The sequence below is a fragment of the Janthinobacterium sp. GW822-FHT07H11 genome (genome assembly GCF_058798615.1).
On the sequence record NZ_CM179507.1, the window covers coordinates 2,172,078 to 2,197,368 of the forward strand.

23 protein-coding genes are annotated in these 25,291 nt (G+C 63.2%); 13 read left to right on the forward strand and 10 right to left on the reverse strand.

The genetic code is table 11. The features are described 5' to 3' along the window. The first annotated feature begins 185 nt into the window (after nt 1-185). From AC3RCJ_RS09795 to AC3RCJ_RS09825, 7 genes are all read left to right on the forward strand, one after another. Nucleotides 186-590, forward strand: a complete 405-nt coding sequence (locus AC3RCJ_RS09795) for a DUF4398 domain-containing protein (RefSeq protein ID WP_077401548.1) — start codon at nt 186-188, stop codon at nt 588-590. Between the two features lie 32 nt (nt 591-622). Further along, on the forward strand, nt 623-1,522 hold the full coding sequence (locus AC3RCJ_RS09800) for an OmpA family protein (protein ID WP_492960865.1): 900 nt from the start codon (nt 623-625) through the stop codon (nt 1,520-1,522). 192 nt (nt 1,523-1,714) lie between these two features. Further along, nucleotides 1,715-2,251 carry a ferritin-like domain-containing protein gene (locus tag AC3RCJ_RS09805; RefSeq protein ID WP_492960867.1) on the forward strand — a complete coding sequence of 179 codons (537 nt, stop codon included), beginning with the start codon at nt 1,715-1,717 and terminating at the stop codon, nt 2,249-2,251. Nucleotides 2,252-2,309: 58 nt separating this feature from the next. Further along, the gene (locus tag AC3RCJ_RS09810) at nt 2,310-2,612 is read left to right on the forward strand and encodes an ElaB/YgaM/YqjD family protein (protein ID WP_034786336.1); all 303 of its coding nucleotides are present in this window, start codon (nt 2,310-2,312) and stop codon (nt 2,610-2,612) included. An 18-nt stretch (nt 2,613-2,630) separates the two neighbouring features. Beyond that, nucleotides 2,631-3,017 carry a phage holin family protein gene (locus AC3RCJ_RS09815; RefSeq protein WP_099760050.1) on the forward strand — a complete coding sequence of 129 codons (387 nt, stop codon included), beginning with the start codon at nt 2,631-2,633 and terminating at the stop codon, nt 3,015-3,017. A 21-nt stretch (nt 3,018-3,038) separates the two neighbouring features. After that, a complete protein-coding gene (locus tag AC3RCJ_RS09820) occupies nt 3,039-3,377 on the forward strand; it encodes a hypothetical protein (RefSeq protein ID WP_071078646.1) in 339 nt (112 codons plus the stop codon). Nucleotides 3,378-3,510: 133 nt separating this feature from the next. Beyond that, nucleotides 3,511-4,662, forward strand: coding sequence for a patatin-like phospholipase family protein (locus AC3RCJ_RS09825; protein WP_492960953.1), 1,152 nt, complete (start codon nt 3,511-3,513; stop codon nt 4,660-4,662). Between the two features lie 33 nt (nt 4,663-4,695). Here AC3RCJ_RS09825 and AC3RCJ_RS09830 read toward each other — a convergent pair whose 3' ends face one another. The 3 genes from AC3RCJ_RS09830 to AC3RCJ_RS09840 form a co-directional block, all read right to left on the reverse strand. Beyond that, nucleotides 4,696-5,004, reverse strand: coding sequence for a hypothetical protein (locus AC3RCJ_RS09830; protein ID WP_492960870.1), 309 nt, complete (start codon nt 5,002-5,004; stop codon nt 4,696-4,698). A gap of 44 nt (nt 5,005-5,048) precedes the next feature. Beyond that, nucleotides 5,049-5,201 carry a DUF3309 family protein gene (locus AC3RCJ_RS09835; RefSeq protein WP_492960872.1) on the reverse strand — a complete coding sequence of 51 codons (153 nt, stop codon included), beginning with the start codon at nt 5,199-5,201 and terminating at the stop codon, nt 5,049-5,051. 80 nt (nt 5,202-5,281) lie between these two features. Further along, nucleotides 5,282-5,728: an outer membrane lipoprotein gene (locus AC3RCJ_RS09840; protein WP_492960874.1), complete on the reverse strand. Its 447-nt coding sequence runs from the start codon at nt 5,726-5,728 to the stop codon at nt 5,282-5,284. Between the two features lie 278 nt (nt 5,729-6,006). Between AC3RCJ_RS09840 and AC3RCJ_RS09845 the strand changes: the two genes are divergently transcribed. The 3 genes from AC3RCJ_RS09845 to AC3RCJ_RS09855 all read left to right on the forward strand — a co-directional run bounded on the left by AC3RCJ_RS09845 (nt 6,007) and on the right by AC3RCJ_RS09855 (nt 8,227). Then, nucleotides 6,007-6,561, forward strand: a complete 555-nt coding sequence (locus tag AC3RCJ_RS09845; protein WP_492960876.1) for a hypothetical protein — start codon at nt 6,007-6,009, stop codon at nt 6,559-6,561. A gap of 82 nt (nt 6,562-6,643) precedes the next feature. Continuing rightward, complete coding sequence (locus AC3RCJ_RS09850) at nt 6,644-6,955, forward strand: BON domain-containing protein (protein ID WP_046682432.1); 312 nt, start codon at nt 6,644-6,646, stop codon at nt 6,953-6,955. Nucleotides 6,956-7,027: 72 nt separating this feature from the next. Further along, a complete protein-coding gene (locus AC3RCJ_RS09855; RefSeq protein ID WP_492960878.1) occupies nt 7,028-8,227 on the forward strand; it encodes an AI-2E family transporter in 1,200 nt (399 codons plus the stop codon). A 56-nt stretch (nt 8,228-8,283) separates the two neighbouring features. Here AC3RCJ_RS09855 and AC3RCJ_RS09860 read toward each other — a convergent pair whose 3' ends face one another. Then, nucleotides 8,284-9,231, reverse strand: a complete 948-nt coding sequence (locus tag AC3RCJ_RS09860; RefSeq protein WP_492960880.1) for a YihY/virulence factor BrkB family protein — start codon at nt 9,229-9,231, stop codon at nt 8,284-8,286. 67 nt (nt 9,232-9,298) lie between these two features. Further along, nucleotides 9,299-10,324 carry an OmpA family protein gene (locus AC3RCJ_RS09865; protein ID WP_492960882.1) on the reverse strand — a complete coding sequence of 342 codons (1,026 nt, stop codon included), beginning with the start codon at nt 10,322-10,324 and terminating at the stop codon, nt 9,299-9,301. A gap of 491 nt (nt 10,325-10,815) precedes the next feature. Here AC3RCJ_RS09865 and AC3RCJ_RS09870 point away from each other — a divergent pair, with 491 nt between their 5' ends. Together AC3RCJ_RS09870 and pbpC are read left to right on the forward strand one after the other, a co-directional pair. After that, entirely contained in the window at nt 10,816-16,563 is a 5,748-nt protein-coding gene (locus AC3RCJ_RS09870) for an alpha-2-macroglobulin family protein (protein ID WP_492960884.1), read from the forward strand. 17 nt (nt 16,564-16,580) lie between these two features. Further along, nucleotides 16,581-18,665 (forward strand): penicillin-binding protein 1C, encoded by a 2,085-nt coding sequence (gene pbpC, locus AC3RCJ_RS09875; RefSeq protein WP_492960955.1) that lies wholly within the window; start codon nt 16,581-16,583, stop codon nt 18,663-18,665. A gap of 25 nt (nt 18,666-18,690) precedes the next feature. Here pbpC and AC3RCJ_RS09880 read toward each other — a convergent pair whose 3' ends face one another. After that, nucleotides 18,691-20,166 carry an MFS transporter gene (locus AC3RCJ_RS09880; RefSeq protein ID WP_492960957.1) on the reverse strand — a complete coding sequence of 492 codons (1,476 nt, stop codon included), beginning with the start codon at nt 20,164-20,166 and terminating at the stop codon, nt 18,691-18,693. 123 nt (nt 20,167-20,289) lie between these two features. Between AC3RCJ_RS09880 and AC3RCJ_RS09885 the strand changes: the two genes are divergently transcribed. Next, nucleotides 20,290-20,919 carry a TetR/AcrR family transcriptional regulator gene (locus AC3RCJ_RS09885; protein WP_492960886.1) on the forward strand — a complete coding sequence of 210 codons (630 nt, stop codon included), beginning with the start codon at nt 20,290-20,292 and terminating at the stop codon, nt 20,917-20,919. A 27-nt stretch (nt 20,920-20,946) separates the two neighbouring features. Here AC3RCJ_RS09885 and AC3RCJ_RS09890 read toward each other — a convergent pair whose 3' ends face one another. Genes AC3RCJ_RS09890 through AC3RCJ_RS09905 form a run of 4 tightly spaced genes read right to left on the reverse strand, consistent with a single transcriptional unit; the run spans nt 20,947 to nt 25,290 of the window. After that, on the reverse strand, nt 20,947-22,266 hold the full coding sequence (locus AC3RCJ_RS09890; RefSeq protein ID WP_492960888.1) for an LLM class flavin-dependent oxidoreductase: 1,320 nt from the start codon (nt 22,264-22,266) through the stop codon (nt 20,947-20,949). Further along, nucleotides 22,263-23,069 (reverse strand): ABC transporter ATP-binding protein, encoded by an 807-nt coding sequence (locus AC3RCJ_RS09895; protein ID WP_492960890.1) that lies wholly within the window; start codon nt 23,067-23,069, stop codon nt 22,263-22,265. The genes AC3RCJ_RS09890 and AC3RCJ_RS09895 overlap by 4 nt, the downstream gene beginning before the upstream one ends. Further along, nucleotides 23,066-24,136 carry a FecCD family ABC transporter permease gene (locus AC3RCJ_RS09900; protein WP_492960892.1) on the reverse strand — a complete coding sequence of 357 codons (1,071 nt, stop codon included), beginning with the start codon at nt 24,134-24,136 and terminating at the stop codon, nt 23,066-23,068. The genes AC3RCJ_RS09895 and AC3RCJ_RS09900 overlap by 4 nt, the downstream gene beginning before the upstream one ends. Further along, the gene (locus tag AC3RCJ_RS09905; protein WP_492960894.1) at nt 24,133-25,290 is read right to left on the reverse strand and encodes an ABC transporter substrate-binding protein; all 1,158 of its coding nucleotides are present in this window, start codon (nt 25,288-25,290) and stop codon (nt 24,133-24,135) included. Before AC3RCJ_RS09905 ends, AC3RCJ_RS09900 begins: the two co-directional genes overlap by 4 nt. Nucleotide 25,291 lies beyond the last annotated feature (1 nt).

The following is a 25,291-nucleotide window of genomic DNA, read 5'->3' on the forward strand; positions in this document are numbered from 1 at the left end:
CTCGCTTTTGCAGCCCGGCACGTGCGCTGGCGCACGTTGCCGATGCAAGTATTGTCGATTTCTTACTCTATGTGCGGCACCGAACGGATATGCGGGGAGCCGAAGCCTATAACGTCATACATCAAACGCAGTTCCTGATTCGTTCCACGTGTCACACATCACTCACATTCTCCAGGAGAACAAAAATGACAAACCGAGATTTCATCAACACCCCCATGACCGCACTGGCCGCCTGCCTCACCGCCGTCGTCTTGATGACGGGCTGCTCGAGCCTGAAAACGCCGGCCACGGCCGATGTCGCCGTGTCGCGCGCCGCCGTCGATAACGCCGCCAGCGCCGGCGCCGCCGACCTGGCACCCGATGAAATGCGTTCGGCACGCGAAAAGATGCGCATGGCCAACCAGGCCTTGAAAGACCGCGACTACAAGCTGGCGCGCGACCTGGCCGACCAGGCGCAAGCCGATGCGAAGCTGGCGCAAAGCAAGGCCAACTCGGCCAAGGCCACCAGCGCCGCCGATGAAATCAACGAGAACATCCGCGTCATGCGCGAAGAACTCGACCGTGCCAACCAGCAAGCGCCAAAACAATAAGCAACAACAATAACTAATAACAGGATTCCATCATGAAAAAAGCTACCTACACCACCATTCCCGGCCTGCTGGCCATGGCCGCCCTCGTTGCCGCCTGCAGCTCCGCACCGACCACCACCAGCCTGCTCGACCAGACCCGCGGCGACTACATGGCCGCCCAGTCGAACCCGATGGTATCGACCTATGCGCCACGCGAATTCCGCGAAGCGAGCGCCGCGCTGGAAGCGGCCAATGCCGCCGCCACGCGCCAGGAAGATAGCGAAAAAGTCGACAAGCTGGCCTACCTGGCCAAGCAAAAGATAGCCACGGCGCAAGAAGTCGCCAAGCAGAAAGCGGCGGAAGCCGATATCGCCAACGCCGGCAAGCAGCGCGACCAGTTGCGCCTCGATGCGCGCACGCAGCAGGCTGACCAGGCCACGGCCCGCGCCCAGGCTGCGCAAGCGGATGCGGAAGCGGCCAAGGCCCAGGCGCAATCGGCTGAAGCATCGGCGCGTGACGCCACGGCCCGCGCCGCCGCGCTGGAAGTGCAGCTGGCCGACCTGGCCGCCAAGAAAACCGAGCGCGGCATGGTCATTACCCTGGGCGACGTGTTGTTTGGCACGGACAAGGCCAACCTGACGGCCGATGGCGCGAATACGGCGCGCAAGCTGGCCGAGGTGCTGAAAAACAACCCGCAGCGCACCGTGCTGATCGAAGGCTTTACGGATAGCACGGGCGGCTCCGCGCACAACCTGGAACTGTCGCAGCGCCGCGCCGAATCCGTGCGCAATGCGCTGCTCGAGCAAGGCATCAGCCGCGACCGCATCGCCACCAAAGGCTACGGCGCCGCCTATCCGGCCGCCGGCAACGATACGGCGGCAAACCGCCAGCTGAATCGCCGTGTGGAAATCGTCTTGTCCGAAGATAACACGGCCATTCCCGCCCGCCGTTAAAACACCAGGCCAAACCTGCTGCGCGTCGCCACTTGCGGCCTCCGATGCTCACTGTGCTATAGCACAGCTTCGCTTCTCGGCCACCATTGACTGCCGCTCGCGACGGTTTTGCCTAGTGTTTGATTGGTTAGCAGGCAGCACCGGCCGCTACTTGGCCGGTGGATACCCATGTACCACTTGAAAGGAAGCATCATGACACCAACATCTGTTGAGATTCCAGCTGGCATCGATACGGCCGCCATCCGCGCCGCCGCCAAAAACCTCGATGACGGCGCCGTGACGGCTGGCTACCAGGGCGACCGCCAGGAGCTGATCACCCTGTTGAATGGGGCGCTGGCCACCGAACTGGTGTGTATTGCGCGCTATAAACGCCATTACTACACGGTGAGCGGGCGCGACAATGGCACCATCAAGGCCGAGTTCCTCGAGCATGCGCAGCAGGAACAGGAGCATGCGGACTGGCTGGCCGAACGCATCGTGCAATTGAATGGCAAGCCAGATTTTAATCCTGCAACATTGCTTGCGCGTAGCCATGCCGAGTATGATGACTCCGAGGACGTGCAGAGCATGGTGCGTGCCAATCTGATCGCGGAACGGGTAGCGATCGAGTCGTATCGCCAGATGATCGTGAAAATCGGCGACAAAGACCCCACCACACGCCATTTGTTGATCAAGATCATGGCTGTCGAGGAAGAGCACGCCGATGATATGCGCGATCTAATGGAATAGTGTTTTTGAGTAAAGTAGGTATAGTAACTACATTCATCCACAGCTAAGGAGCTAAACCATGTTGGAAAACAATATCACCACCGTCAATAACGATGTCAAAACCCTGGTCAAGGATGCGCAAGCCCTGTTCAGCGCCGCTGCCGCCCTGACCGGCGAAAAAGCCGACGAAGTGCGCGTCAAGGGCATGAAAACCCTGGACGCCGCGCTGGCCAAGGCGCACGAAGCGCAGGCATCGGCCATCGTCGCCACCAAGCAGCTCGCCTCGCAGGCGGACGGTTATGTCAAGGAAAACCCATGGCGCACCGTGGCCGTCGCCGCTGGCGTCGGCGTGCTGGTCGGCTTCATCCTGGGCCGCAAGTAATCCACTGTCAGGAGCGATATGGACAAGTCTGCTTCGTCTCACCAGGGGCCGGGATTGATCGGCTCGGTCGCCGGCCTGGCCAAGAACGCCGTCGGACTGATGTTGTCGCGGCTGGAACTGGCCACCATCGAACTGTCGGAAGTGCGCAATCACATGCTGCAGCTGGTGGTCATTTTCGCCCTGGCGACGGTGGCGGGCTTGTTTGCCATCGCTTACGGCAGCGTGCTGATCGTTTTCCTGGCCTGGGATAGCCTGGGCTGGAAGATCCTGGCGATCATGACGGTCGTGTTCGTACTGCTGGCCATTGCGCTGGTCCTGTATGCGCGCGCCATGCTGCGTCAAGGAAAGCTGTCCATGCCCGCCACCATGGCGGAATTGAAGGCCGACCGCGACATGCTGATGTAAGCGGCCTCACGAGGAGAATTCATGTCGGAAAACGACAAACTGGCGGCGCAAGCCGCCCGCAAGCGCCTGTTGATCGCCCAGGGCGAAATGTACCGCGTGGGCATCGTGCATGCGCGCGCCAACGTGGGCTATGCCTTGCGTCCCGAATCGCTGCTGCAGGGCGTGGTCGAGACGGCGGTCGGCTTTGCCGGCCATCGCGTCGAGTCCCTGCTGGCGCCGGGCGGCATGCGTTTGCAAGGTGCCATGCCCTACGTGCTGACGGCGTTATCGTTTATCGGTCGCAAGAAGCTGGTCAAGCCGGCCCTGGTCCTCGTGGCCGTGGCCGCCGTTGCCGCCAGCTGGCTGCGCCGCAAGCGCTGAGCGCCAGCCGCACAGGAACGCCGTCATTGACGGCGTTTTTTTTGCCCGTACCCAAGCTCCGGCACGGGCAGGCGCAATCCCTTACAATGATACCCGCCGCATTCCGCGCGGCGGACAGAGGGCCCTCTTGATGATGCATGCGAAGACACCGGTCAATCAGTTAAATCCCTCGCGCCTGCGCATCGTGCTGGTGCTGCAGGGCGGCGGCGCGCTGGGCGCCTACCAGGCCGGCGTGTACCATGCGCTGCACGAACACGGACTGGCGCCCGACTGGGTGGTGGGCACCTCGATCGGCGCCATCAACGCCGCCATCCTGGCCGGCAACAAGCACGAAGACCGGCTCGTGCGCCTGAAACAGTTCTGGCAGCGCGTGGCGCACCGCGACAGCATCGACATGAACCTGGTGTCCGACCAGCAGCGCCGCTCCAACATCTGGCTCGCCACCCTGGATACGCTGTTGCGCGGCGTGCCCGGCTTCTTCAAGCCCCGTTCGTTCAGCCTGTTTCCCGCAGGAATTGCCGTCAAGCCGGAAGAGGCCAGTTTCTATGACACCAGCGAGCTGGCCAGCACCCTCGAGGAACTGGTCGATTTCGACTACCTGAACCAGCCTGGCGGCATGCGCCTGACGGTCAATGCCCTGCGCGTCAAATGCGGCAGCCTGACCAGTTTCGATAGCCAGCAGCAGCCGCTGACGGCCGACCATATCCGCGCCAGCGGCGCCTTGCCGCCCGGCTTTGCCGGCGTGCGCGTCGATGGCGACCTGTACTGGGATGGCGGCCTGTATTCGAATACGCCGCTGGAAACCGTGCTCGACGATACGCCCCACGTCGATACCCTGGTCTTCATGGTCGACTTGTGGAGTTCGGAAGGGCCGGAGCCGACCACGCTCGATGAAGTGCAGACGCGGCAAAAAGACGTCACCTTCGCTTCGCGCTCGAAGCGCCATATCGAAGACTACGTCAATACGCATACCTTGCAGCACAAATTGCGCGAGCTGTATGCCAAGCTGCCCGACGACGCGCATAATCGGCAGCAGACGGAAGAGCTGGTGGCGCTGGGCTGCGACAGCACCATGCACATCGTGCGCTTGCCGTACGCGGGCCGCGACTGGCATATGGCGGCCAAGGACATCAATTTTTCCAGGGGCTCGATCGAATGGCGCTGGGAACAGGGCTACCAGGATGCCTTGCGCGCCATCAAGGCGGCCGGCTGGCTCGCCTTTGTCACGGAAGACACGCCGCTGGTGGTGCATGAGCTGCCACCGTACGAACGCGACGCCGCGTAGTGATGTCGTAACAGCACTACCCGGCGCTGCTTGTCACTGCGGATGGGCTGCTTCGCGCAATTTTTCCGCGTTCGCCATGTCTTGCCGGTACGTGTCTTGCGCATCCTTCAGGCAGCTGGCGCGCGTGGCCGATGGCTCCAGGCGGCAAGCCTTCTTTGCCTCGGCCAGCGCGGCCGTGATTTCCTTGCGCAGGGTGCGCAGCTGCGCCTGCGGCGTGCTGTCGTCCTGGTACCAGCGTTGCGGGTCGCCCGGCTGGGGCGTGGCGGTTTGTGCGTGGGCCAGCGGCGCGAGGCAGCAGGCGAGCAGGGCGGCGATGGCCGGGAATGCGATGCGGGTAGTCATGATATTTCCTCCTTGAAATAAAAAAGGCGCCGTAGCGCCTTTTTTTACAACCTGCCTGTGAGTAACAGCAGGATCAGTATCACCACGATCAGGCCTGCCACTCCGCTGGGGCCGTAGCCCCAGCTACGGCTGTGCGGCCAGGTGGGCAGGACGCCGACCAGGGCCAGGATCAAAATAACCAGAATGATGGTGCCCATGGTATCTCCTTGTTGTACTACATGTCGTACTGAATGCTGGCGCGCGTGCCCGTCATTGCGGGACCGCGGCGCCAGTGGAATTAATAGCGGTAGACGCGGCCGTCGACGACGCGCACGCGGTTGCCGGGACGCAAGTCATACGCGCTATCCTGGACCACCGTGCGGTATTCGCCATTGTCCAGGCGTACGCTGATCTGGTAATTCTGCGCCTGCTGCTTGCGTCCTTCGACCTGGTTGCCCACGACGCCGCCGGCAACGGCGCCAGCCACGGTGGCGGCCGTGCGGCCGCTGCCCGAACCGATGGTGTTGCCCAGCAGGGCACCGGCGATGCCGCCGACCACGGCGCCGGCGCCGCTGGTCTGTCCGCTGCCCTGCACCAGCTGGATGGAATCGATGGTGCCGTAAGTTGCGGACTCAGGCTGGTTGGCCGGGTAGTACTGCTGTGATTGGGTAGGGCCGGTGGCGCAACCGCTCAGAATGGCGATGGCGGCAAGCATCAGTGCAGCCAAGGTGGCGTTGGTTTTCATTTTATTCTCCTGACGTGGTGAGGGTGTAAGGCCATCTTAGACATCGGTGCAATCCCGGTCTGTACGCTGCCGCACGTACTTATTGGCGGCTACGCCAGCCTGTTTGCCATCGCGATTTGTGCGCAAATGTTGTTTTATCTCCCGCCCCGCTGCGTGCTTTCAAAATAAATTGCTTGTGTACGGCAGCGTACAGAAGGGATGGAACTATCCACGTAAAACGGTAGTCATGCCAAGCAGACATGCTTATGACCACCAGGGAGTACCAGATGAATAAAAATATGCACAAGAACAAAATGTTTGCCGCCATCGTCGTCAGCTTCGCCTGCGCCGCATGGGGTGGACTGGCCGTCGCCGCCACCCCCGAAGCCAAGCTTGCTTACAAGACCGCCAATGAACAGGCGGCCCTCAATTACAAGGCGGCGCATGCGCAGTGCGAAAAAATCACGGGCAATCCCAAGGATGTCTGCATCGCCGAAGCCAAGGCCGTGCGTGCCTACGATGAAGCGGTAGCCCAGGCGCAATACACGAATACCCTGCGTGCCTATACCAAGGCGCGCATCAAGATCGCCGATGCCAACTACGACGTCGACCTGGCCCGTTGCGATGCGCTGACGGGCAACGACAAGGATGTCTGCGTCAAGCTGGCCAAGTCCACCAAGGTGGCGGCCCTGGCCGATGCCAAGGCGGACAAGAAAGTCATTGAAGCGCGCAGCGATGCGCGTGAAGCAAAAAGAAAAGCCGAGTACAAGGTCGCAGCAGAAAAATGCGATGCATTAGCCGGCGCAGCCAAGGATGACTGTATCAAGGCTGCAAAAACCCAGTTTGGCTATTGATCGCCTGTCGGCGTGATGTAGGCACACTGGTATAAGAAGCTCACTGTGAGCACGTTGATTGACCACTCCTAAGGAAAAAACCATGAAATTCACTAAATCTATCGCTACCGGCCTCTTCGTCGCTTCCCTGTTCGCCGTTGCAGGCTGCGCTTCGACCCCGACCAAAGAAGGCACGGGCGAATACATCGACGACGCTGCCATCACCACCAAAGTCAAGGCCAGCATCTTCAATGAGCCGACCCTGAAATCGACGGAAATCAACGTTGAAACCTTCAAGGGCGTGGTTCAGCTGAGCGGCTTCGTGGCCCAGCCATCGGATGCTGCCAAGGCGGGCGAAGTCGCCCGTGGCGTCAAGGGTGTGAAGTCGGTGAAAAACGATATCCGCGTCAAGTAATGGCATGACCTGCCGCGGCGGCCGGCCCCACGGCCGGCGCTGCGGCCCTCCACCGACCGTCGCGGGAATCGCATGCATATCCAGCCTACAGATACCCCGCCCGAGCCGGTGGCGGCGGCTTCCACCGAGCCTGCCGGGCCACCTCCCGGCGCGCCCGTGGAACAAACCGATTCATCCTTGCGCCTGCCGCTGCATGTCAATGCGCGTGGCGTAGCGCTGGGCATCATTGCCACTGTCAGCTTCGTGTATGCCTTGCAGTGGGCACAGAAATTCCTCATTCCCGTCCTCTTTGGCATCTTCATTGCCTATACCCTCAATCCCGTCGTCGCCTGGCTCGAGAAACTGCGCCTGCCGCGCGCCATCGCCGCCAGCGTGGTCACGGCCCTGATCCTGTTCGGCTCCGTCGCCATGATCGAGCGCGTGCATGGCGAGTTCGAATCCATCGTCGAGGAGCTGCCGGCGGCCACGCACAAGCTGGCGCGCCTGATCGCCGAAAACACGGGCGGCAAGAACAGCACTTTCCAGAAAATGCAGGCGGTGGCCAATGAGATCGAACAGGTCGCCGCCGGTGCCGAAGCGCGCCGCAACAACCGCCGCGCCGGCACGGCGCCCGACACGCCCAATTTCAAGGTCATGGACTGGGTATGGGCCGGCTCGCTGGGCCTGATGGGTTTCATCAGCCAGGCCACCATGGTCATCTTCCTCGTGTTTTTCCTGCTGCTGTCGGGCGACACCTTCAAGCGCAAGCTCGTCAAGCTGACAGGGCCGTCGCTGAGCCGCAAGAAGGTCACCGTGCATATCCTGGAAGATATCAATACCTCGATCCAGAACTATATGTTCATGCTGCTCGTCACGAACGGCCTGCTGGCGCTGCTGATGTGGATCGCCCTGCGCGTGATCGGCCTGGAAAACGCGGGCGCCTGGGCCATCGTGGCGGGATTGCTGCACATCATGCCGTATTTCGGCCCTCTGCTCATCACCATCGCCACCGGCCTGGTGGCCTTTTTGCAGTTCGAATCGCTGGAAATGGTCTTGCTGGTGACGGGCACGTCGATGGCCATCGCCACCCTGGTCGGCACCTTTGTCACCACCTGGATGACGGGGCGCATCGCCCGCATGAATCCCACGGCGGTGTTCATCAGCCTGCTGTTCTGGGGCTGGCTGTGGGGTGTCTGGGGCTTGCTGCTGGGCGTGCCCATCATCGTCATCGTGAAGGTGGTGGCCGAGCGCGTGCAGGGCATGGAAGTGGTGGCCGAGCTGCTGGGCGAATAGCTTGCGGCAACGCAAACGGCGCCCGCGGGCGCCGTTGCTGCATCTGTAGCACAGCCTTACGACTGGTGGCGTTTCAGTATCTTGACCTGCACGTCGCCGTCGTCCGTCTTCGGCATATCCTTCATGCTGCCCAGCTGCAAGGCGAACTGGCGCGTGAATTCCGCGCCCAGGAAGAAGATTTGCGCCGAGTAATATACCCACAGCAGCAGGGCGACCAGCGAACCGGCCGCGCCATAGCTGCTGGCCACGCCGCTATTGCCGATATACACGCCAATCGCATATTTCCCCAACGAAAACATGAAGGCCGTGCCCAAGGCGCCGATCAGCACGTCGCGCCAGGACAGGCGCACGCGCGGCAGCATTTTATAGATGACGGCGAACAGGCTGGCGATGACGGCAAAGCCGATCAGGTTGGACAGGACGGTAAACAGCACGGCCGTGTCCTTCCACACGCCTTCCCAGAAATTGGCGAGGATGGCCATGGCGGCGTTGACCACCAGCGACACCATCAGCAGGAAGGCCAGCACCAGCACCAGGCCGAAGGACAGCAGGCGCGTGCGCAGCATGTCCCAGGCGCCTGCTTCCTTCAGCGGCGGCACTTGCCAGATTTCATCGAGACTGGCCTTCAGTTCCGCAAAGACGCTGGTGGCGCCAAACAGCAGCAGGGCGCTGGCGATGAGGGTGGCGATGCGGCCCTGTTCGTGGTTCTTTGCGCCGGCCAGCACCAGCTGGATGGCTTCGGCGCCCTGCGTGCCCAGCAAACCCTGCAGTTGCCCCATCAGCTCGCCGCGCGCGGCGGCCGGGCCATAGAAAAAGCCGGCGATGGCGATCACCAGCACGAGGATGGGGGCGATGGAAAACAGGGTGTAATAGGCGAGGGCGGCGCCCTTGCTCGAGGCGCGGTGTTCCAGCCATTCGGTGACGGAGCAGACGATGACACTGCGCATCTGCTTGCCGAACGGCGCCAGGCCGGCCAGTCTGGGATAGCGGGTAGAGAAATTCATAGCGGCTTTCAATGAAAAAAAGGGGCCGCGGCCCCTTTTTTAACTAGTGGCGTACCACTGGCATTGCTTACTGTACGCGGCGTTCGATGGTGATCTGTTCCACTTCAACGCGGCGGTTCGGTTCCAGGCACTTGATCAGGTCGGCACGCTTCTTGTTATCGCAGGTGACGACAGGATTGGTGGAACCCTTGCCTTCGGCCGTCAGGCGGTTCGCGGCCACACCGTGGGCGACCAGGTATTCCTTGACGGCGTCAGCGCGCTGCTGCGACAGTTTCAGGTTGTACTTGGGCGCACCGATGCGGTCGGCATAACCACTGATGACGACGTTGTTGACGTCCGGTGCCGCGTTCAGCACGCGGGCGATTTCGTCGAGCTTGGTCTGTGTCGGGCCCAGCTTGGCGCTGTCGAATGCGAACAGTTCCGTCGCCGACATCGTTACTTTTTCAAAGCGGGCTGGCGGCGGTGGCGGTGGTGGTGGCGGCACGACGACGACGACTTCTTCACGCACGGGCGGCGGCGGTGGCGGTGCCGGCGGCGTAGGCGGTTTGTCGAACGCGTAGTTCAGGCCCACGGTCACGTAGTAGTTGTTCGATTTGCTGTTCGGGAAAGTGTTGCCACGCAAGAAGCCATGCACGTTGCGGATATCGACCTGGGTCGACCATTGATCGCTGAGTTTGCTTTGGAAACCCAGGCCCACGCTGGCATAAGGCGAGCTCTTGCTGCGGTCGCCCAGCACACCCGAGTCCTTGTCGCGCTGCATGCCGGCACCTACCAGCAGGAAGGGGCTGAACGACGGGCTGCGATTGAACATGTACAAGCCATCGACGCCCAGCGTGTTTTGCTGATAGCGCCGGCCGTTGTCTTTCGAGCGCGCATAGGTGGTACCCAACTGGATATCCCAATCTTGCGAAACTGGCTTACCGAAACGTAAGCCAGCACCATAGCCGGTCTTGTCGGTGGCGAAATCCGAATCGGGCTTCATGGCGTTGATGCTAGGTTGAATATACCAGGAGGGATTGATTTCCTGGGCCTGTGCGCCGAAGGCGGAGCACAGGGCGGCGGCGGCAACGGCGATTTTTTTTAGATTATTCACAAGTAACTCCCAACGTTGATAAGAGATTTTCTCTACAGCATCAAAGCGACATCTTGCTACACAGGCTATTGCCCAAGATGGAGAACAATTCCAGCTGCGGCCACGTACTATTGTGTAATTTGCACTGCTGTTGGACTAGAGAATACGTTTCCAGGTTCAGGCAGTCGGTGCGCTGGCGCACAAAGCATTGTTGTACATCAAGGGTGTTGCGGATTCACGACAAATACCACGATGTTGAAAGAAACTAATCCGCTACAGTGAAGGAAGTTTGCATAAAAAACAAATCTCCCCTGGCTTCTACAGAGGCAATCGTACGTCTTGTTACCAGCTTGCCACTGTATATTAGCAACACTGATGAGCTTGATAATTAATATTACATTGATGTCGCATTGTTGCTGCATTCCGGCTGCGCACCGTTGCTCATTATTTTTCCTTTGGGTAACTTTTCAGCGCCGCCGCCAGCTTCGCCACTTTTCCTGAAGGAGTCACCCGTGCCCCAGCCTATCCCTACTTTCCCGCTGACTCCGCTTGGCGCCCTTGCGCTGCTGTTAGCGCTGGGGACGGCGTTGCCGGCCTGGGCCGACAGCGGCGTGGCCCTGTTTTCGCCGAGCGGCACGGTCAAGGCCGTGCGCCAGGTACGCGCCCAGTTCGCCACGCCGATGGTGCCGTTCGGCGACATGGGCTTGCCCGCGCCGTTCGCCATCGATTGCGGCAAGGCCGAGCCTGGCGTCGTGGCGGGCGCGGGGCGCTGGGCCGACGAGCGCAACTGGAACTACGATTTCGAGCGCGACCTGCCGGCCGGCGTGGCCTGCAGTTTTAGCTTGAAGGCGGGGCTGAAGGACCTGGCGGGCCAGCCCTTGCAGGGAAGTACGTCCTACCGCTTTTCCACGGGCGGACCGGCCATCGTCGAGGCCGTCCCCTATGACGGCCAGCCCTACATCGATGAAAACCAGATCTTCGTGCTGGGCCTGGACGCTGTGCCGAACGAGGCCAGCGTGGCCGCGCATGCGTATTGCCGCGCCGATGGCATCAATGAAAAGATTCCCGTGCGGCGGCTTGTGGGCAAGGAACTGGAGCAGGTATTGACCCTGCGCAAGAGCTTTCTCGACCGCTACCTGACTGTCTACTTCAAGAAGCGCGGCACGCTCTGGAAAGCGGGCATGCCCGTCGCCAGCAAGGGCGCGCCGCCGTTGCCCGTGACCGTACTGCAATGCAAGCGCAGCTTCCCCGCCAACGCCAAGGTGTCGCTGGTGTGGGGCGAGGGCATCGCCAGCGCCAGCGGCATCGCCACGGACAAGGCGCAAACCCTGCAGTTCAAGACGCGGCCCGATTTCACGGCCAAGTTCAGCTGCGAGCGCAGCAATCCGAAGGAGCAGTGCATTCCCTTCCTGCCCATGCGCGTGCAGTTTTCCGCGCCCGTGAGCGCGGCGCAGGTACGCGCCATGACCCTGAAGGGCGGCGGCAAGACGTATGCGCCGACGATCTCGAAGGAAGAGGAAAAGGCGGAATTCCTGCAGTACGTGACCTTCAACGGACCGTTTCCCGTGCAGGCCAGCTTCGTGCTGAGCCTGCCGCCGGGCCTGAAGGATGACGCGGGCCGCGCCCTGCTCAACCATGCGCGCTTTCCCATGACGGTGCGCACGGGCGAACAGCCGCCGCTGCTGAAGTTTCCGGCCCCGTTCGGCATCATCGAAGCGAAGGGCGACGGCTTGCTGCCCGTGACGGTGCGCAATATCGAGCCCGTGCTGTCGGGCAAGGAAGTCGCGCAGCTATCCGCTGCCGCCACGGGCGCCACCCTGCGCGTGCCCGACAAGGACGACAAGTTCATCATCGAGTGGATGCAGCGCCTGGCCGGCAATGGCGACGGAGGCGAGTACTGGCAGCCGTACGCGCAATATGCGGGCAACATGAGCAAATCCGTGCTGGCCGATGCCGCCGGCACGCGCCCCATCAGCCTGCCCCGTCCCGATGGCAAGAAAACCTTTGAAGTGATCGGCATCCCTTTGCTGAAACCGGGCTTCTATGTGGTCGAGCTGGCCAGCCCTATCCTCGGCAAGGCGTTGCTGGGCAAACCGACGACCGCGTATATCCGCACGGCCGCGCTGGTGACGAACCTGGCGGCCCATTTCAAGCATGGCGCGCAATCGTCGCTCGTGTGGGTGACGTCGCTCGACAAGGGCGCGCCCGTTGCGAATGCGCAAGTTGCCGTGCGCGACTGCGTCGGCAAGCTGCTGTGGCAGGGTGCCACGGGCGCGGACGGCGTGGCGCACATGCCCGGCGAGCTGGCCGCTTCCAGCTGCAAGAACAATGGCGGCTACTTTATCAGTGCGCGCAGCGGCGGCGACATGACGTTTACCTTGTCGGACTGGGTGGGCGGCATCGAAGCCTGGCGTTTCAACTTGCCGACGGACGACACGCGCGCCGACAACACCCTGCTGGCGACCGTATTCGACCGCACCCTGCTGCGCGCCGGCGAAACCGTGCACATGAAGCATTTCATCCGCAAACACACGGAGCAGGGCATGGGCCTGGTCGACAAGAATAACGGCCCGGGCAGCGCCACCTCCGTCGTCATCACCCACCAGGGCAGCGACCAGAACTATCAATTACCGCTGCGCTGGTCCGCCAGCGGCACGGCGGAAAGCGACTGGGCCATTCCCGCCGACGCCAAGCAGGGCGAATACAGCGTCACCATGGCGGGGCGCCCGTCCGGCAGTTTCCGCGTGGAAGCGTTCCGCGTGCCGACCATGAAAGCCGTGCTGCAGGGACCAAAGGCGCCCGCCGTGCAGGCCAAGCAGCTGGCCCTCGATGCGCAAATCACGTATCTGGCCGGCGGCGCCGCCACGAATGCGCCCGTCAAGCTGCGCACGCTGCTGCAAGACAAGAGCGTGACGTTCGCCGATTATCCCGACTATAGCTTCAGCAATGGCGACGTGAAGGAAGGTCTGGTGAAGCAGGGCACGGGCTACGACGACGATGAAGGCGAGTGGCAGGACGAAGGCAACGGCGGCGCAGCCGGCCCCGGCGCCACGGCCGCGCGCACGCAAAGCTTGACCCTGGACAAGGCCGGTGGGGCGCGCATCGTCATCGACCAGCTGCCGCAGCTGTCCACGCCGCGCGACCTGGTGGCGGAAATGGCCTTCCAGGATGCGAATGGCGAGACAGCCTCGGTTGCCACGCGCGTGCCGCTGTGGCCGTCAAACTACGTGATCGGCATCAAGCCCGACGCCTGGGCCTTGAGCAAGGATGCCTTCAAGTTCACGGTGGCCGTGCTCGGTACCAATGGCAAGCCTGTGGCGAACGCCGCCGTCGCCGTCGACTTCTTCCAGCGCAACAGTTACTCGCACCGCCGGCGCCTGATCGGCGGCTTCTATGCGTATGAAAACAGCAGCGAAGTCGTCAAGCTGGGGCCTGCCTGCAATGGCAAGACGGATAATAAAGGCCTGTTGATCTGCGACGTGAAGGCGCCCGCCAGCGGCAATCTGATTTTGCGCGCCCGCACGCAGGATGCGTCCGGCAACGCGGCCGTGGCGAACCGCGAAACCTGGGTGGCCGGCAGCGGTGACTGGTGGTTCAACGCCAGCGACAATGACCGCATCGATGTCTTGCCGGAAAAGAAACGCTATGAACCGGGCCAGGAAGCGAGCTTGCAGGTGCGCATGCCGTTCCGCTCGGGCACGGCGCTGATCACGGTCGAGCGCGAAGGCATCCTCGACACCTATGTGCGCCAGCTCAATGGCCGGGAACCCGTGGTGACCATCCCGGTCAAAGCTAATTACGCGCCGAATGTGTACGTGTCCGTGTTTGTCGTGCGCGGGCGCGTCGATGGCGTGCAGCCGACGGCCCTGGTCGACCTGGGCAAGCCGGCCTACAAGATGGGCATCGCGCCGCTGAACGTGGGGTGGCAGGCGCATGAGCTGAACGTCATGGTCGTGTCCGACAAGGAAGTCTATAAAACGCGCGACAAGGCGGAAGTATCCGTGCGCGTGCGCCGCGCCGACGGCAAACCGCTGCCGGCCGGCGCCGAAGTGGCGCTGGCGGCCGTCGATACGGGCTTGCTGGAACTGATGCCCAACGATAGCTGGAAGTTGCTCGACACCATGATGGCACAGCGCAGCCTGCAGGTGGAAACGGCGACGGCGCAGATGCAGGTGATTGGCAAGCGCCACTTCGGCCGCAAGGCCTTCCCGGCCGGCGGGGGCGGCGGCAAGGGCGCCAGCCGCGAGCTGTTCGACACTTTGCTGTTCTGGAAAGGCACCGTCAAGCTCGACGCCAAGGGCGAAGCGACGGTGCAAGTGCCGCTCAACGACTCCTTGACGGGATTCCGCATCGTTGCCATCGCCAGTGCCGGCAAGCAATTGTTTGGCACGGGCAGCACGGATATCCGCAGCTCGCAAGACCTGATCTTGATGTCGGGCTTGCCGACGCTCGTGCGCGAAGGCGACCAGTTGCGCGCGGGCTTTACTGTGCGCAACACCTCGGCAGCGCCCCTGAGCGTGGAACTGAACGCCAGCGCGGCCGGCAAGGCCTTGCCGCGCCAGAGCTTAACCCTGGCGGCCGGCGAAGCGCGCGAAACGGGCTGGGATTACCAGGTGCCGCTCGGCGCGCAAACGGTCGTGTGGGAGATCAGCGCCAAGGCGGGCAACGGGCTTGGCAACACCTCCGATAAACTCAAAATCACGCAAAAAGTGGGCCAGGCGACGCCCGTGCGCACGTATCAAGCCACCTTGCTGCAGATCGAGAAACCCGTCAATATGTCCGTGCAGATGCCGGCCGGCGCCTTGCCGGGCCGGGGCGGCATCCAGACCAGCTTTGTCGCCAGGCTCGGTGGCGAGCTGCCCGGCGTGCGCGAGTACATGGCCGCCTACCCGTACACCTGCTTCGAGCAAAACACGTCGAAGGCCATCGCCCTGCAAGACCAGGAGGCGTGGAACCGGCTGGCCGCCAGCCTGCCCGCCTACCTGGACAGCGACGGCTTGCTGAAATATTTCCCCATCATGGAGCAGGGCAGCGACAGCCTGACGGCCTACGTCCTGTCGGCCACCAGGGAAGCGGGTTACGCGATTCCGGAACAGACGAAGAACCGCATGGAAGCAGCGTTGACGGCCTTTGTGCAGGGCAAGATCGTGCGCCGTTCCGCGCTGGCCACCACCGACCTGGCCGTGCGTAAACTTGCGGCGCTGGAAGCGCTGTCGCGTTCGAATAAAGTGCCGCCCGATGCGCTGGAGAGCATCAGCATCAGCCCGAATTTGTGGCCGACGTCCGCCGTCATCGACTGGAGCTTGTTGCTGCAACGCACGCCTGGCCTGGCGCGCCGCGATGCGCTGCTGGCCGAGGCGCAGCAGATTTTGCGTTCGCGCCTGAATTTCCAGGGTACGACCATGGGCTTTTCCACCGAGCGCAAGGATAACTGGTGGTGGCTGATGGTCTCCGGCGACGTCAACGCCAACCGTTTATTATTGGCCGTGATGGACGACCCGGCATGGAAGGACGATATCGGCCGCCTGGTGCGCGGCAGCATGGGCCGCCAGAAGAAGGGCCGCTGGGATACGACGGTGGCCAACGCCTGGGGCACCCTGGCGATCGCCAAATTCTCGGCCAAATTCGAATCCACGCCAGTGACGGGCGCCAGTGCCGTCAAGCTGGGCAGCGATACGCAGGCGCTCGTGTGGAATGGCGCGGCGAAAGTGGGACCCGTGCTGCAGGCGTGGCCGAAAGGCATGGACACCCTGGGCCTGGCGCACAGCGGCACGGGCAAACCCTGGGCCACCGTGCAAAGCCTGGCGGCCATCCCGCTCAAGGCGCCCGTCTCCAGCGGCTACACGATCAAGAAAACCATCACGCCGGTGGAACAGAAGACGGCGGGCGCCTGGTCGCGCGGCGACGTCTACCGCGTGCGCCTGGACTTGTCGGCGCAGGCGGACATGAGCTGGGTGGTGGTCGATGATCCGATTCCCGCCAGCGCCAGCGTGCTGGGCAATGGCCTGGGCCGCGATTCGCAGTTGCTGACGGCCGGAGAAAAATCCACGGGCTGGGTCTGGCCCACGTTCGAGGAACGGGCCTTCGACGCTTTCCGTGCCTACTACGCCTTCGTGCCGAAGGGTAACTGGAGCGTGGAATACACGGTGCGCCTGAACAATGCGGGCGACTTCAGCCTGCCGGCCACGCGCATCGAAGCCATGTATTCGCCCGAGATGTTTGGCGAGTCGCCGAATGCGAATGTCAAGGTGAACCAGTGAAACGGTTGATCTTGATCATGGGCGGCCTGCTGGCCGGCCCGGTTTTCGCCGAGGCGGTCCTGACACCGGCCCAGGTGCAAGCCGCTTACCGCAGTTCCGAAGCGCAATTGCTGGACCGCGGCGGCGCACCGCTGCAATCGTTACGCGTGGACATGAAGGTGCGGCGCTTGCCATGGGTGCCGCTGGCCGATATTTCACCGGCCGTGCAGCAGGCCGTGCTGCTGGCGGAAGACCAGCGCTTCATGCGCCATGGCGGCGTGGACGTGTCCGCGCTGGCCACGGCCGCCTGGGACAATCTGTTTTCCAAGAAAGCCCGGGGCGCTTCGACCATCACCATGCAGCTGGCGGGCCAGCTCGACGCGGACTTGCAGGCGTCCTCGGGCGGACGCAGCCTGCGCCAGAAATGGGACCAGATGCGCGCCGCCCAGGCGATCGAGGACAGCTGGAGCAAGGCGCAGATTTTTGAGGCCTATCTGAACCTCGTGTCGTTCCGTGGCGAGCTGCAAGGCATCGCGTCCGCCTCGTACAGCCTGTTCGGCAAGGCGCCGTCCGGCCTGAACCAGACCGACGCCATCATCCTGGCCAGCCTGGTGCGGGCGCCGAACGCGCCGCCGGCCACCGTCACGCGCCGCGCCTGCGCGCTGGCCAAGGAGTGGCGCATGGACAGCAGCTGCCAGCTGATCGGCCAGAGGGTGCAGACGGCCCTGCAGCGCAATGCGGTCTACGCGGAGCTGGCGCCCGCGCCGCAGGTGGCGCAGCAGTTATTGAAGCAGGCGGGCGCGCAAGTCGCCAGCACGCTCGATGGTCCCTTGCAGCGCTTCGCGCAGGAAAACCTGCGCCAGCAGCTGGGATCTTTGCGCGAACGCAATGTCAACGACGGCGCCATCATCGTGTTGGATAACCGCAGCGGAGAGATCCTCGCCTATGTCGGCAATGCGGGTGGCAGCCACGTCGATGGCGTGACGGCCTTGCGCCAGGCCGGTTCCACCTTAAAACCATTCCTGTATGAACTGGCCATCGAGCGCCGGCTGATGACGGCGGCCTCGGTCATGGACGATACACCGCTCGACGTCGCCACGGCGTCCGGCATGTACGCGCCGCAAAACTATGACCGCAATTTCAAGGGTTACGTCAGCGCCCGCACCAGCCTGGCCAGTTCCCTGAACATTCCGGCCGTGCGCACGGTGCTGCTGACGGGGCAGGACGGTTTTTATAACCGCCTGAAGGACGTTGGCTTGTCCAGCCTGACGGAGCCGGCCGAATACTACGGCCCCTCGCTGGCGCTCGGTTCGTCGGAAGTGACCCTGCTGGAACTGGCCAACGCCTACCGCGCGCTGGCCAATGACGGGCTGTACAGCACGGCCAGCCTGCAGCCGGGGCAGGCGGGCAAGGACAAACGCCGCGTGATGGAGCCGGGCGCCGCCTTCATCGTGAGCGATATCCTGGCGGACCGCGCCGCGCGCAGCATGACCTTTGGTTTGCGCAACGAGCTGGGGACGAATTTCTGGAGCGCCGTCAAGACGGGCACGAGCAAGGACATGCGCGACAACTGGTGCATGGGCTACTCGGCGCGCTACACGGTGGGCGTCTGGGTGGGCAATTTCGACGGCAAGCCCATGTGGGACGTGTCGGGCGTAACGGGCGCCGCGCCCGTGTGGCGCGACGTGATGGATTATCTGCACAAGAACGTGCCCAGCCACGCGCCGAAAGCCCCGCCCGGCGTGCAGCAGCAGATGGTGGCCTACCAGCCCGCGCTGGAAGCGCCGCGCCGCGAATGGTTTATTGCCGGGACGGAAAGCCCCGTCATCGCCGTGCTGGGCGACACCGTGAAGCCCCCCGCCATCGTGTATCCGGCCGAGGACAGCATCCTCGCCATCGACCCCGACATCCCGCCCGCCCTGCAGCGCGTGTTCTTCCAGGCGCAGGGCAGCCACGGCTTGCGCTGGGTGCTCGACGGCAAGGATATGGGCGCCGCCCTTGACAGCATCAGCTGGCGCCCCGTGCCCGGCAAGCACGCGCTGGCTCTCGTCGATGATGCCGGCAAGACGGTAGCCAGGGTGGCGTTCCAGGTGCGGGGGAATGCGCTGGCGTCGTTGCACTAAGCGTCCCTACGGCGATGGCGCATCGTCAATCCGCCGCAGGGCCTAGCGTCAACAGCAGGAGCATGGCGATCAGGCACGCCAAACCGGCGCACAACATGGCCAGGTGAAAGCCACTTTCCATGGCTGCCGTGTACAACGGCACAAATCCGGCCTGGATTCCGTGCATGAGATGCTGGGTCACGGCCCGGCGCGCCACCCCGGCGGCATCGGCAATACCTTGATGGGCGGCGCTGTCGGCCAGTACCTGCATTGCCCGGTTGCTCAACAGGGTACCCAGCAAAGCGATGCCAACGCTCATCCCCGTCTGGCGCAAGGCATTCATCGTCGCCGAAGCCATGCCCGAGCGCTCTGCCGGCGCCGTGCTCATGACGAGCAGGCCAGTGGCGGGTACGGCAAGTCCGGCGCCCAGTCCCAGCAAGCCAAACAGCGAACCGACGATCCAGTACGGCGTCGCCGCGTTGAAGACGACCATGGCCGACATGGTAATCGCCGTCATGCCGTAGCCGGCTATCATCAGCCAGCGCACGGGGATGGTTGAACTGAGCCGTCCGAACAGCATGGAAATACATCCTGTCATGACGAACTGGGGCATCATGCGCCACCCGGTTTCGACCGGCGACCAGCCCTGGATTTGTTGTAAAAAAATGGAAAAAAAGAACAGGCTGCTGTAATACGAAAAGCCCAGAATGAACGACGCAAGGTTGGCGATCGCGAACGAGCGCTGTCGGAACAGCGCCAGCGGCAGCAGGGGGCGCGCCGTGCGCGTTTCCACCAGCGCGAACAGGAGCAAGCAGATCAGTGCCAGCAGCAGGGCCGCTATCGGGGCCGCGCCGGCAAACCCATGTTCACCAGCTTCGATCAGGCCATACGTCAGGGCGCCCAGGCTGATCACGCTCAGGACCTGGCCGAGCGGGTCCAGCGCCGCGTGATCGGGATGCTTGCGCTCAGGAATGCCCCACAGGCCCAGTGCCAGCGCGACAAGGCCGAGCGGCAGGTTGATCAGGAAAATAGTCTGCCAGCCGGCACTGTGCAGCAGCAAGCCACCGAGCAGCGGACCGAGGATCAGCGCCAGCGCCGTGAATGCCGACCAGCCGCCGATGGCATGCGCGCGTTCTTGCGGATCCGGAAATGCATGCGTCAGGATGGGCATGGCGCCGGGGATCAGCAAGGCACCGGCCACGCCCTGGACCGCCCGGCCGGCGAGCAGGGGGCCGAGAGCGCTGGCCATGCCGCAGATTGCCGAGCCGATGGTGAACAGGATGACGCCGCAGAGCCAGGCCAGCTTGTGGCCATAGCGATCGCCTAGCGGGCCGGCCGACAGCATGAACGCCGACAGGCAGATGGCATAGGCATTGACGACCCATTGTAGTCCTGCGATATCGGTTTGCAGCGCGGTTTGCAGCGTCGGCAGCGCAACGTTGACGATACTGATGTCCAGCGTGGCGAGGAACGTGCCGAGATAGGCGGCGGCCAATGCTGCACGGCGGCGGGAGCGCGACATATTGATTCCTTTGCTAGTAGCAGGGTGAGCGTTGTTCATGATTTATGCCGCATGCAGAATATTCGAAGACTGCGGCGGCGCCTTCCAGTAAACTGTCCGGCTTAGCCTAATTTGCGAAAAGACATGATGAAAGTGAAATCCCCTGCACCCGCCATGCCGTCCACGCCCGCGCCGCGTCCGCGCACCAAGCCGGCGGAAGTCCGGCTCGATGAGTTGATGGCGGCGGCTGAAAGACTGTTCCTCGCGCAAGGTGTGGAAGCGACCACGATCAATGAAATCGTCGAGGAGGCGCAGGTTGCCAAGGGCACTTTCTATCACTACTTCACCTCCAAGAACGACATGCTCGAAGCGCTTGGCAAGCGCTACACCGAGCAATTTTTGGCGTCTGTCGAAGCGGCGGTCGACGCCTGCGCCGTCGGCGACTGGGCCGGGCGGCTGCGGGTCTGGATTCATGCCAATGTCGACACCTACGTCAAGACCTACCGCATGCATGACATCGTGTATACGAACCACCATCATCAGAACCGCTCCAACCAGGCCAGGAATGCCATTCTTGAGCAATTGCTGGCGATCATAGAAGGCGGCCGGGCCGCCGGTGTGTGGGCGACTGAGCAGCCAAGAGTGGTTGCATTGCTGATCTATTCCGGCGTGCATGGCGCCACCGATGACGTCATTGCAGCGCAAACCGACGATTGCGCGCCGTTCGCCCGCAGCCTGTCGGATGCCTGCCTGCGCATGCTGACGGTGAATTGAAAAAGCCGGGCATGACATCGGTGGCTCTCAGCGCTGATGGCAGCGATGCCGTGCTGCCGCCAGGCCGAGATTTTCCCGGAAGGTCGCCCCCGTGTATTCTTGCCGGAGCAGGCCGCGAGCCTGCAAGCGGGGTACCACTTGCTCGACGAACTCGGTGACGCCGCCTGGCAAGTGCGAGAACATGACGTTGAAGCCATCTGCCGCGCCGGAGCTGAACCACAGTTCCATCTGCTCCGCCACCATGCTTGCGGTCCCGACCATTTCCAGTCCCTGGTAGCCGCAGATGCGCTTTGCCAGGGCGGCAATGCTCAGGTGCTCGCGCCGGGCCAGTTGTAGCACGCGGTCGCGTCCGCTCTTGCTGGCATTGCTGTCTGGAATATGCGGTAACTGGCCGGCCGGATCGTAGCCGGAGATATCGTGTCCCAAGGCAATGGACAGGGTGGCCAGGCTGCTTGGCTCATCGACCAGCCGGTCCAGCGCGGCCCGCTTTTCCTGTGCCTGCGCCAGGCTGTCGCCGAGAACCACAAACACGGCGGGAATGATCTTGATGGGCTGCGTGCGGCTTGCCGCCGTGGCACGCGATTGCATGTCGGCATGGAATTGCCGGGCCGAGATCAGGTCGGTCTGGTAGGTGAAGACCAGTTCTGCGGTCTCGGCGGCAATCTGGCGCCCGGCCTCGGAGGCGCCGGCCTGGACGATCACGGGCCGGCCTTGAGGCGGGCGGGCAATGTTCAGCGGGCCCTTGACGGCGAAATGCGCGCCACGGTGATGCAGCACGTGCATCTTGCCGGCATCGAAGTACCTGCCATTTTCCACGTCATGTGTGAATGCATCTTGATCCCAGCTGTTCCACAGGCCATTCATCACATCGGTGAATTCGCGCGCCCGCCGGTATCGGTCGCCATGCTCCATGTGGTGCTCCTTGCCGAAATTGGCGGCTTCGTTCGGATTGCTGGAAGTCACCAGATTCCAGCCGGCGCGGCCAGCGCTGATGAGGTCTAGCGATGCCAGGCGACGCGCCAGCATGTACGGTTCGTTGTAGGTCGTGCTGGCGGTGCCGATCAAGCCGAGGTGTTCGGTCACGGCGGCCAGGGCCGGCAGCAGTGTGAGCGGATCGAGCGTCACCGCGCTGTGGCCACGCGCCAGCACCTCCAGTGGCGCTGCCCGCATGGCCAGAGAATCGGGCAGGAACAGTCCGTCGAACTTACCGTACTCAAGCATGCGGGCAAACCATTTCATGTGCGCAAAGCTGGACTGGAAACCGGGTTCCGCGCCGGGGTAGCGCCAGGCACCGGCGTGGATGCTGGGCATGCCCAGCAGGATGAGCTGTCGGTTTGGCTGATTCATGGTGTGGTGATGCTCCTGTTGGTGATTTGTCGGGTGGACCGGTCGACGACCAGCAATGGAAGTCCTTGCGTGCAACGTTCCAGGCGCGCCTGCACGCCATACACGCGCTGCAGCAAGGCGGGCGTCAGGACGTCGGCCGGCGCGCCGCTGGCATTGACCTGGCCCTGGTGAATGACGACAACGTGGTCGGCAAAGCGCAAGGCATGATTGAGGTCGTGGATGGCCATGACGATGCACATGCCGCGTTCCTGCGCCAGACGCCGCAGCAGCTCGAGTACTTCATATTGATGTTGCAGGTCCAGCGCACTGGTGGGTTCATCGAGGAGCAGCACGCGCGGCGCGCGGATCAGGGCCTGGGCAATCGAGACCAGCTGGCGTTGCCCGCCGCTGAGCGCGGCCAGTTCGCGCCCGGCGAGCGCATCGATCTCCAGCGTGCGCAGCAGCCGGGTGACCGCATCGAGCTCATCGCTGCCGACAGACCAGCCGCTGGCCTGTTTGCTGGCCAGCAGCACCGCTTCGAATACGCGCAGCGTTGAGCCCATGGAAATGTCTTGCGGCACATACGCCGGTAAATTCGGATGGTGCGCGGGCCAGCTTTCCAGCGCTGCGCCCATGACCTCGATGTGGCCGGCGCCGCGCAGTTCGCCCGCGATCCTGCGCAGCAAGGTGGACTTTCCTGCCGCGTTGGAGCCCAGCAATGCGGTGACGCTGCCGGCGGGAAGCGGGCCGAAGCTCACGTCTGTCAGTACCGTGCGGTGGCTGAAGCTGACGGACACGCGCGATACTTCAAGCAGGTGCTTCATCGTGCCCTCGTGCGCAGAATCAGCGCGAAAAACAGCGGCACGCCGACCAGGGACGTGACGATGCCGATGGGGAGCGTCTGTCCTGCCACCAGGGTTTTGCTCAATACCGACGCGGCCGACAGCATCAGCGCGCCGCACAGCGCCGAGGTGGGCAGCAGAAAGCGCTGGTCTTCGCCCACCAGCATGCGCGCGATATGCGGGCCGACCAGGCCGACGAAACCGATGGTGCCGACAAAGGACACGCAGACGGAAGCGAGCAGGCTGCCCAGTAAAATGCCTTGCAGCCGCAGCCGGGCGACCGGGATGCCGAGGCTGGCGGCCCGGGCTTCGCCCAGCCGCAAGGCGGTCAGCGCCCAGGCCTGACGGGCAAAGGCGAGCGATACGACGGCCAGGACGCCGCTCATGATGCCAAGCTTGGGCCAGCTGGCGCGCGACAGGCTGCCCATGGTCCAGAACACGACGGCAGAAAGTGCTTGATCCGGGGCAACATACTGCAGTGCCTCCAGCAGTGCCGTGAACGTGAAGACCAGGGTGGTGCCCAGCAACACGATCATTTCGGTGCTGATGCCGCGCTTCTGGCTCAGGCGATGGATGAACAAGGCCGCCGCCATGGAGACGAGGAAAGCGTTTGCGGGAACGGCGAAGGCCACCGCCGATGCCGGCAGCACGCTCACGCCCAGGATCAGTCCCAGCGCCGCGCCGAAGCTGGCCGCTGCCGACAGCCCCAGCGTGAACGGGCTGGCGAGGGGATTATTCAATACCGTCTGCATCTCCAAACCTGCCACCGCGAGGCTGGCGCCAACCACCAGTGCCGACAAGGCCACGGGCAAGCGGATGTCCCACAGAATGACTGTAACGGATAGCGGAGCATCCGCATGCCAGAATGCGGACAGTATTGTCAGCGGGCTGTAATGGGCCTGGCCGGAGCACAGGTCGATGACGAAGCAGGCGATGGTCAGGATGCCGATCGCGCCCAGCAGGATCAGGCGCCGCTGCGTCAGTTGGCTGTAGAGTTGCCGGCCGTGGACCAGCGCGCTGGACGAAGTGCAGGGAATGGGCGTGCTCATGTCGATGCTCCATCAAGGCTGAGCCAGTAGCCGGGTTGATACGGAACAGGCAGAAAACGCGCATGCAGTTCACGAAAGGTCGCATCCGGATCCAGCGCGGTAAACAGTTCCGGGTGTAGCCACTTAGCGATCCGCTGCAGCGCGATGAAGTAGTAGGGGTTGTCGTAGAACGGATGCCAGATCGCATGGACCTGCCGCGCCTTGACTGCGCTCAAGGCACGGTACGCCGGGCGGTGCATCAGCCGCCGCAGGCGAGCCTGGCCCTGCACCGGATCGGCGCCGGGACCGAGATTGACCCAGTCGCCGGCAGGCGAGTACAAGGACCAGTTGGCGCCGGTGACGAGGACGACGTCAGGGGCGGACGCAATCACCTGTTCCGGATGTAAGGTGCCAAATGCGCCATGCAGAAAGCGCGTGCCGAGGTTGATACCGCCGGCGACTGCAACAAGCTCGCCGAAGTTGCCGTTGCCATACGTCAGGCAACAATCGTCATACAGTCCGGCGGCGCGTTCGACCATCACGCTGGGCCTGGCACGGATGCCGCGTAGCGGCGAGGTCACCCGTTCTATCTGCTGGCGGCGAAAGCGCAGGAACGCTGCCGCCCGCTGCGGTTGTCCAAGTAGTTGTCCCATCACCTCGATACTGGCGGCGGTGTTGTCGAACATGCGGGTGCGAAAATCGACGAAGACCACGGGAATGCCGACCTGCGCCAGTCGCGCCATCAGACCGGAGGATACGGCCGCCGTGCGCGAACTCAGGTTGAGCACGACCACGTCCGGTTCCATCGAGATCGCCAGTTCGCTGCCGATGGAATCGAGCGTCGTGCTGGGAAAAGAGGGGATGTGCGCGATTCCGGGGAAGCGCCGTAAATAGGCTTGATAGCCATCGAGGTCGGCCGCGCGGAAGTTGTTTCCCCAGCCCACTACATTGGCAAACGGCTGTTCCGGTTGCAGCAGCGCCACCACATACGCCAGTGGGCCGTCGCCGAGCAGGATGCGTGTGACCGGCTGGCCGATGCGCACCGTGCGCGCGGCAATATCCTGAAGCAGCAACGGTGGCCGCCGCGCCGCGTGCAAGCCCGGGACGGCGAGCAGCAAAGCGCCGGCCAGTCCGCAGCGCAGCAGGGATCGCCGCGCAAGCGCGTCGTCGGGCATG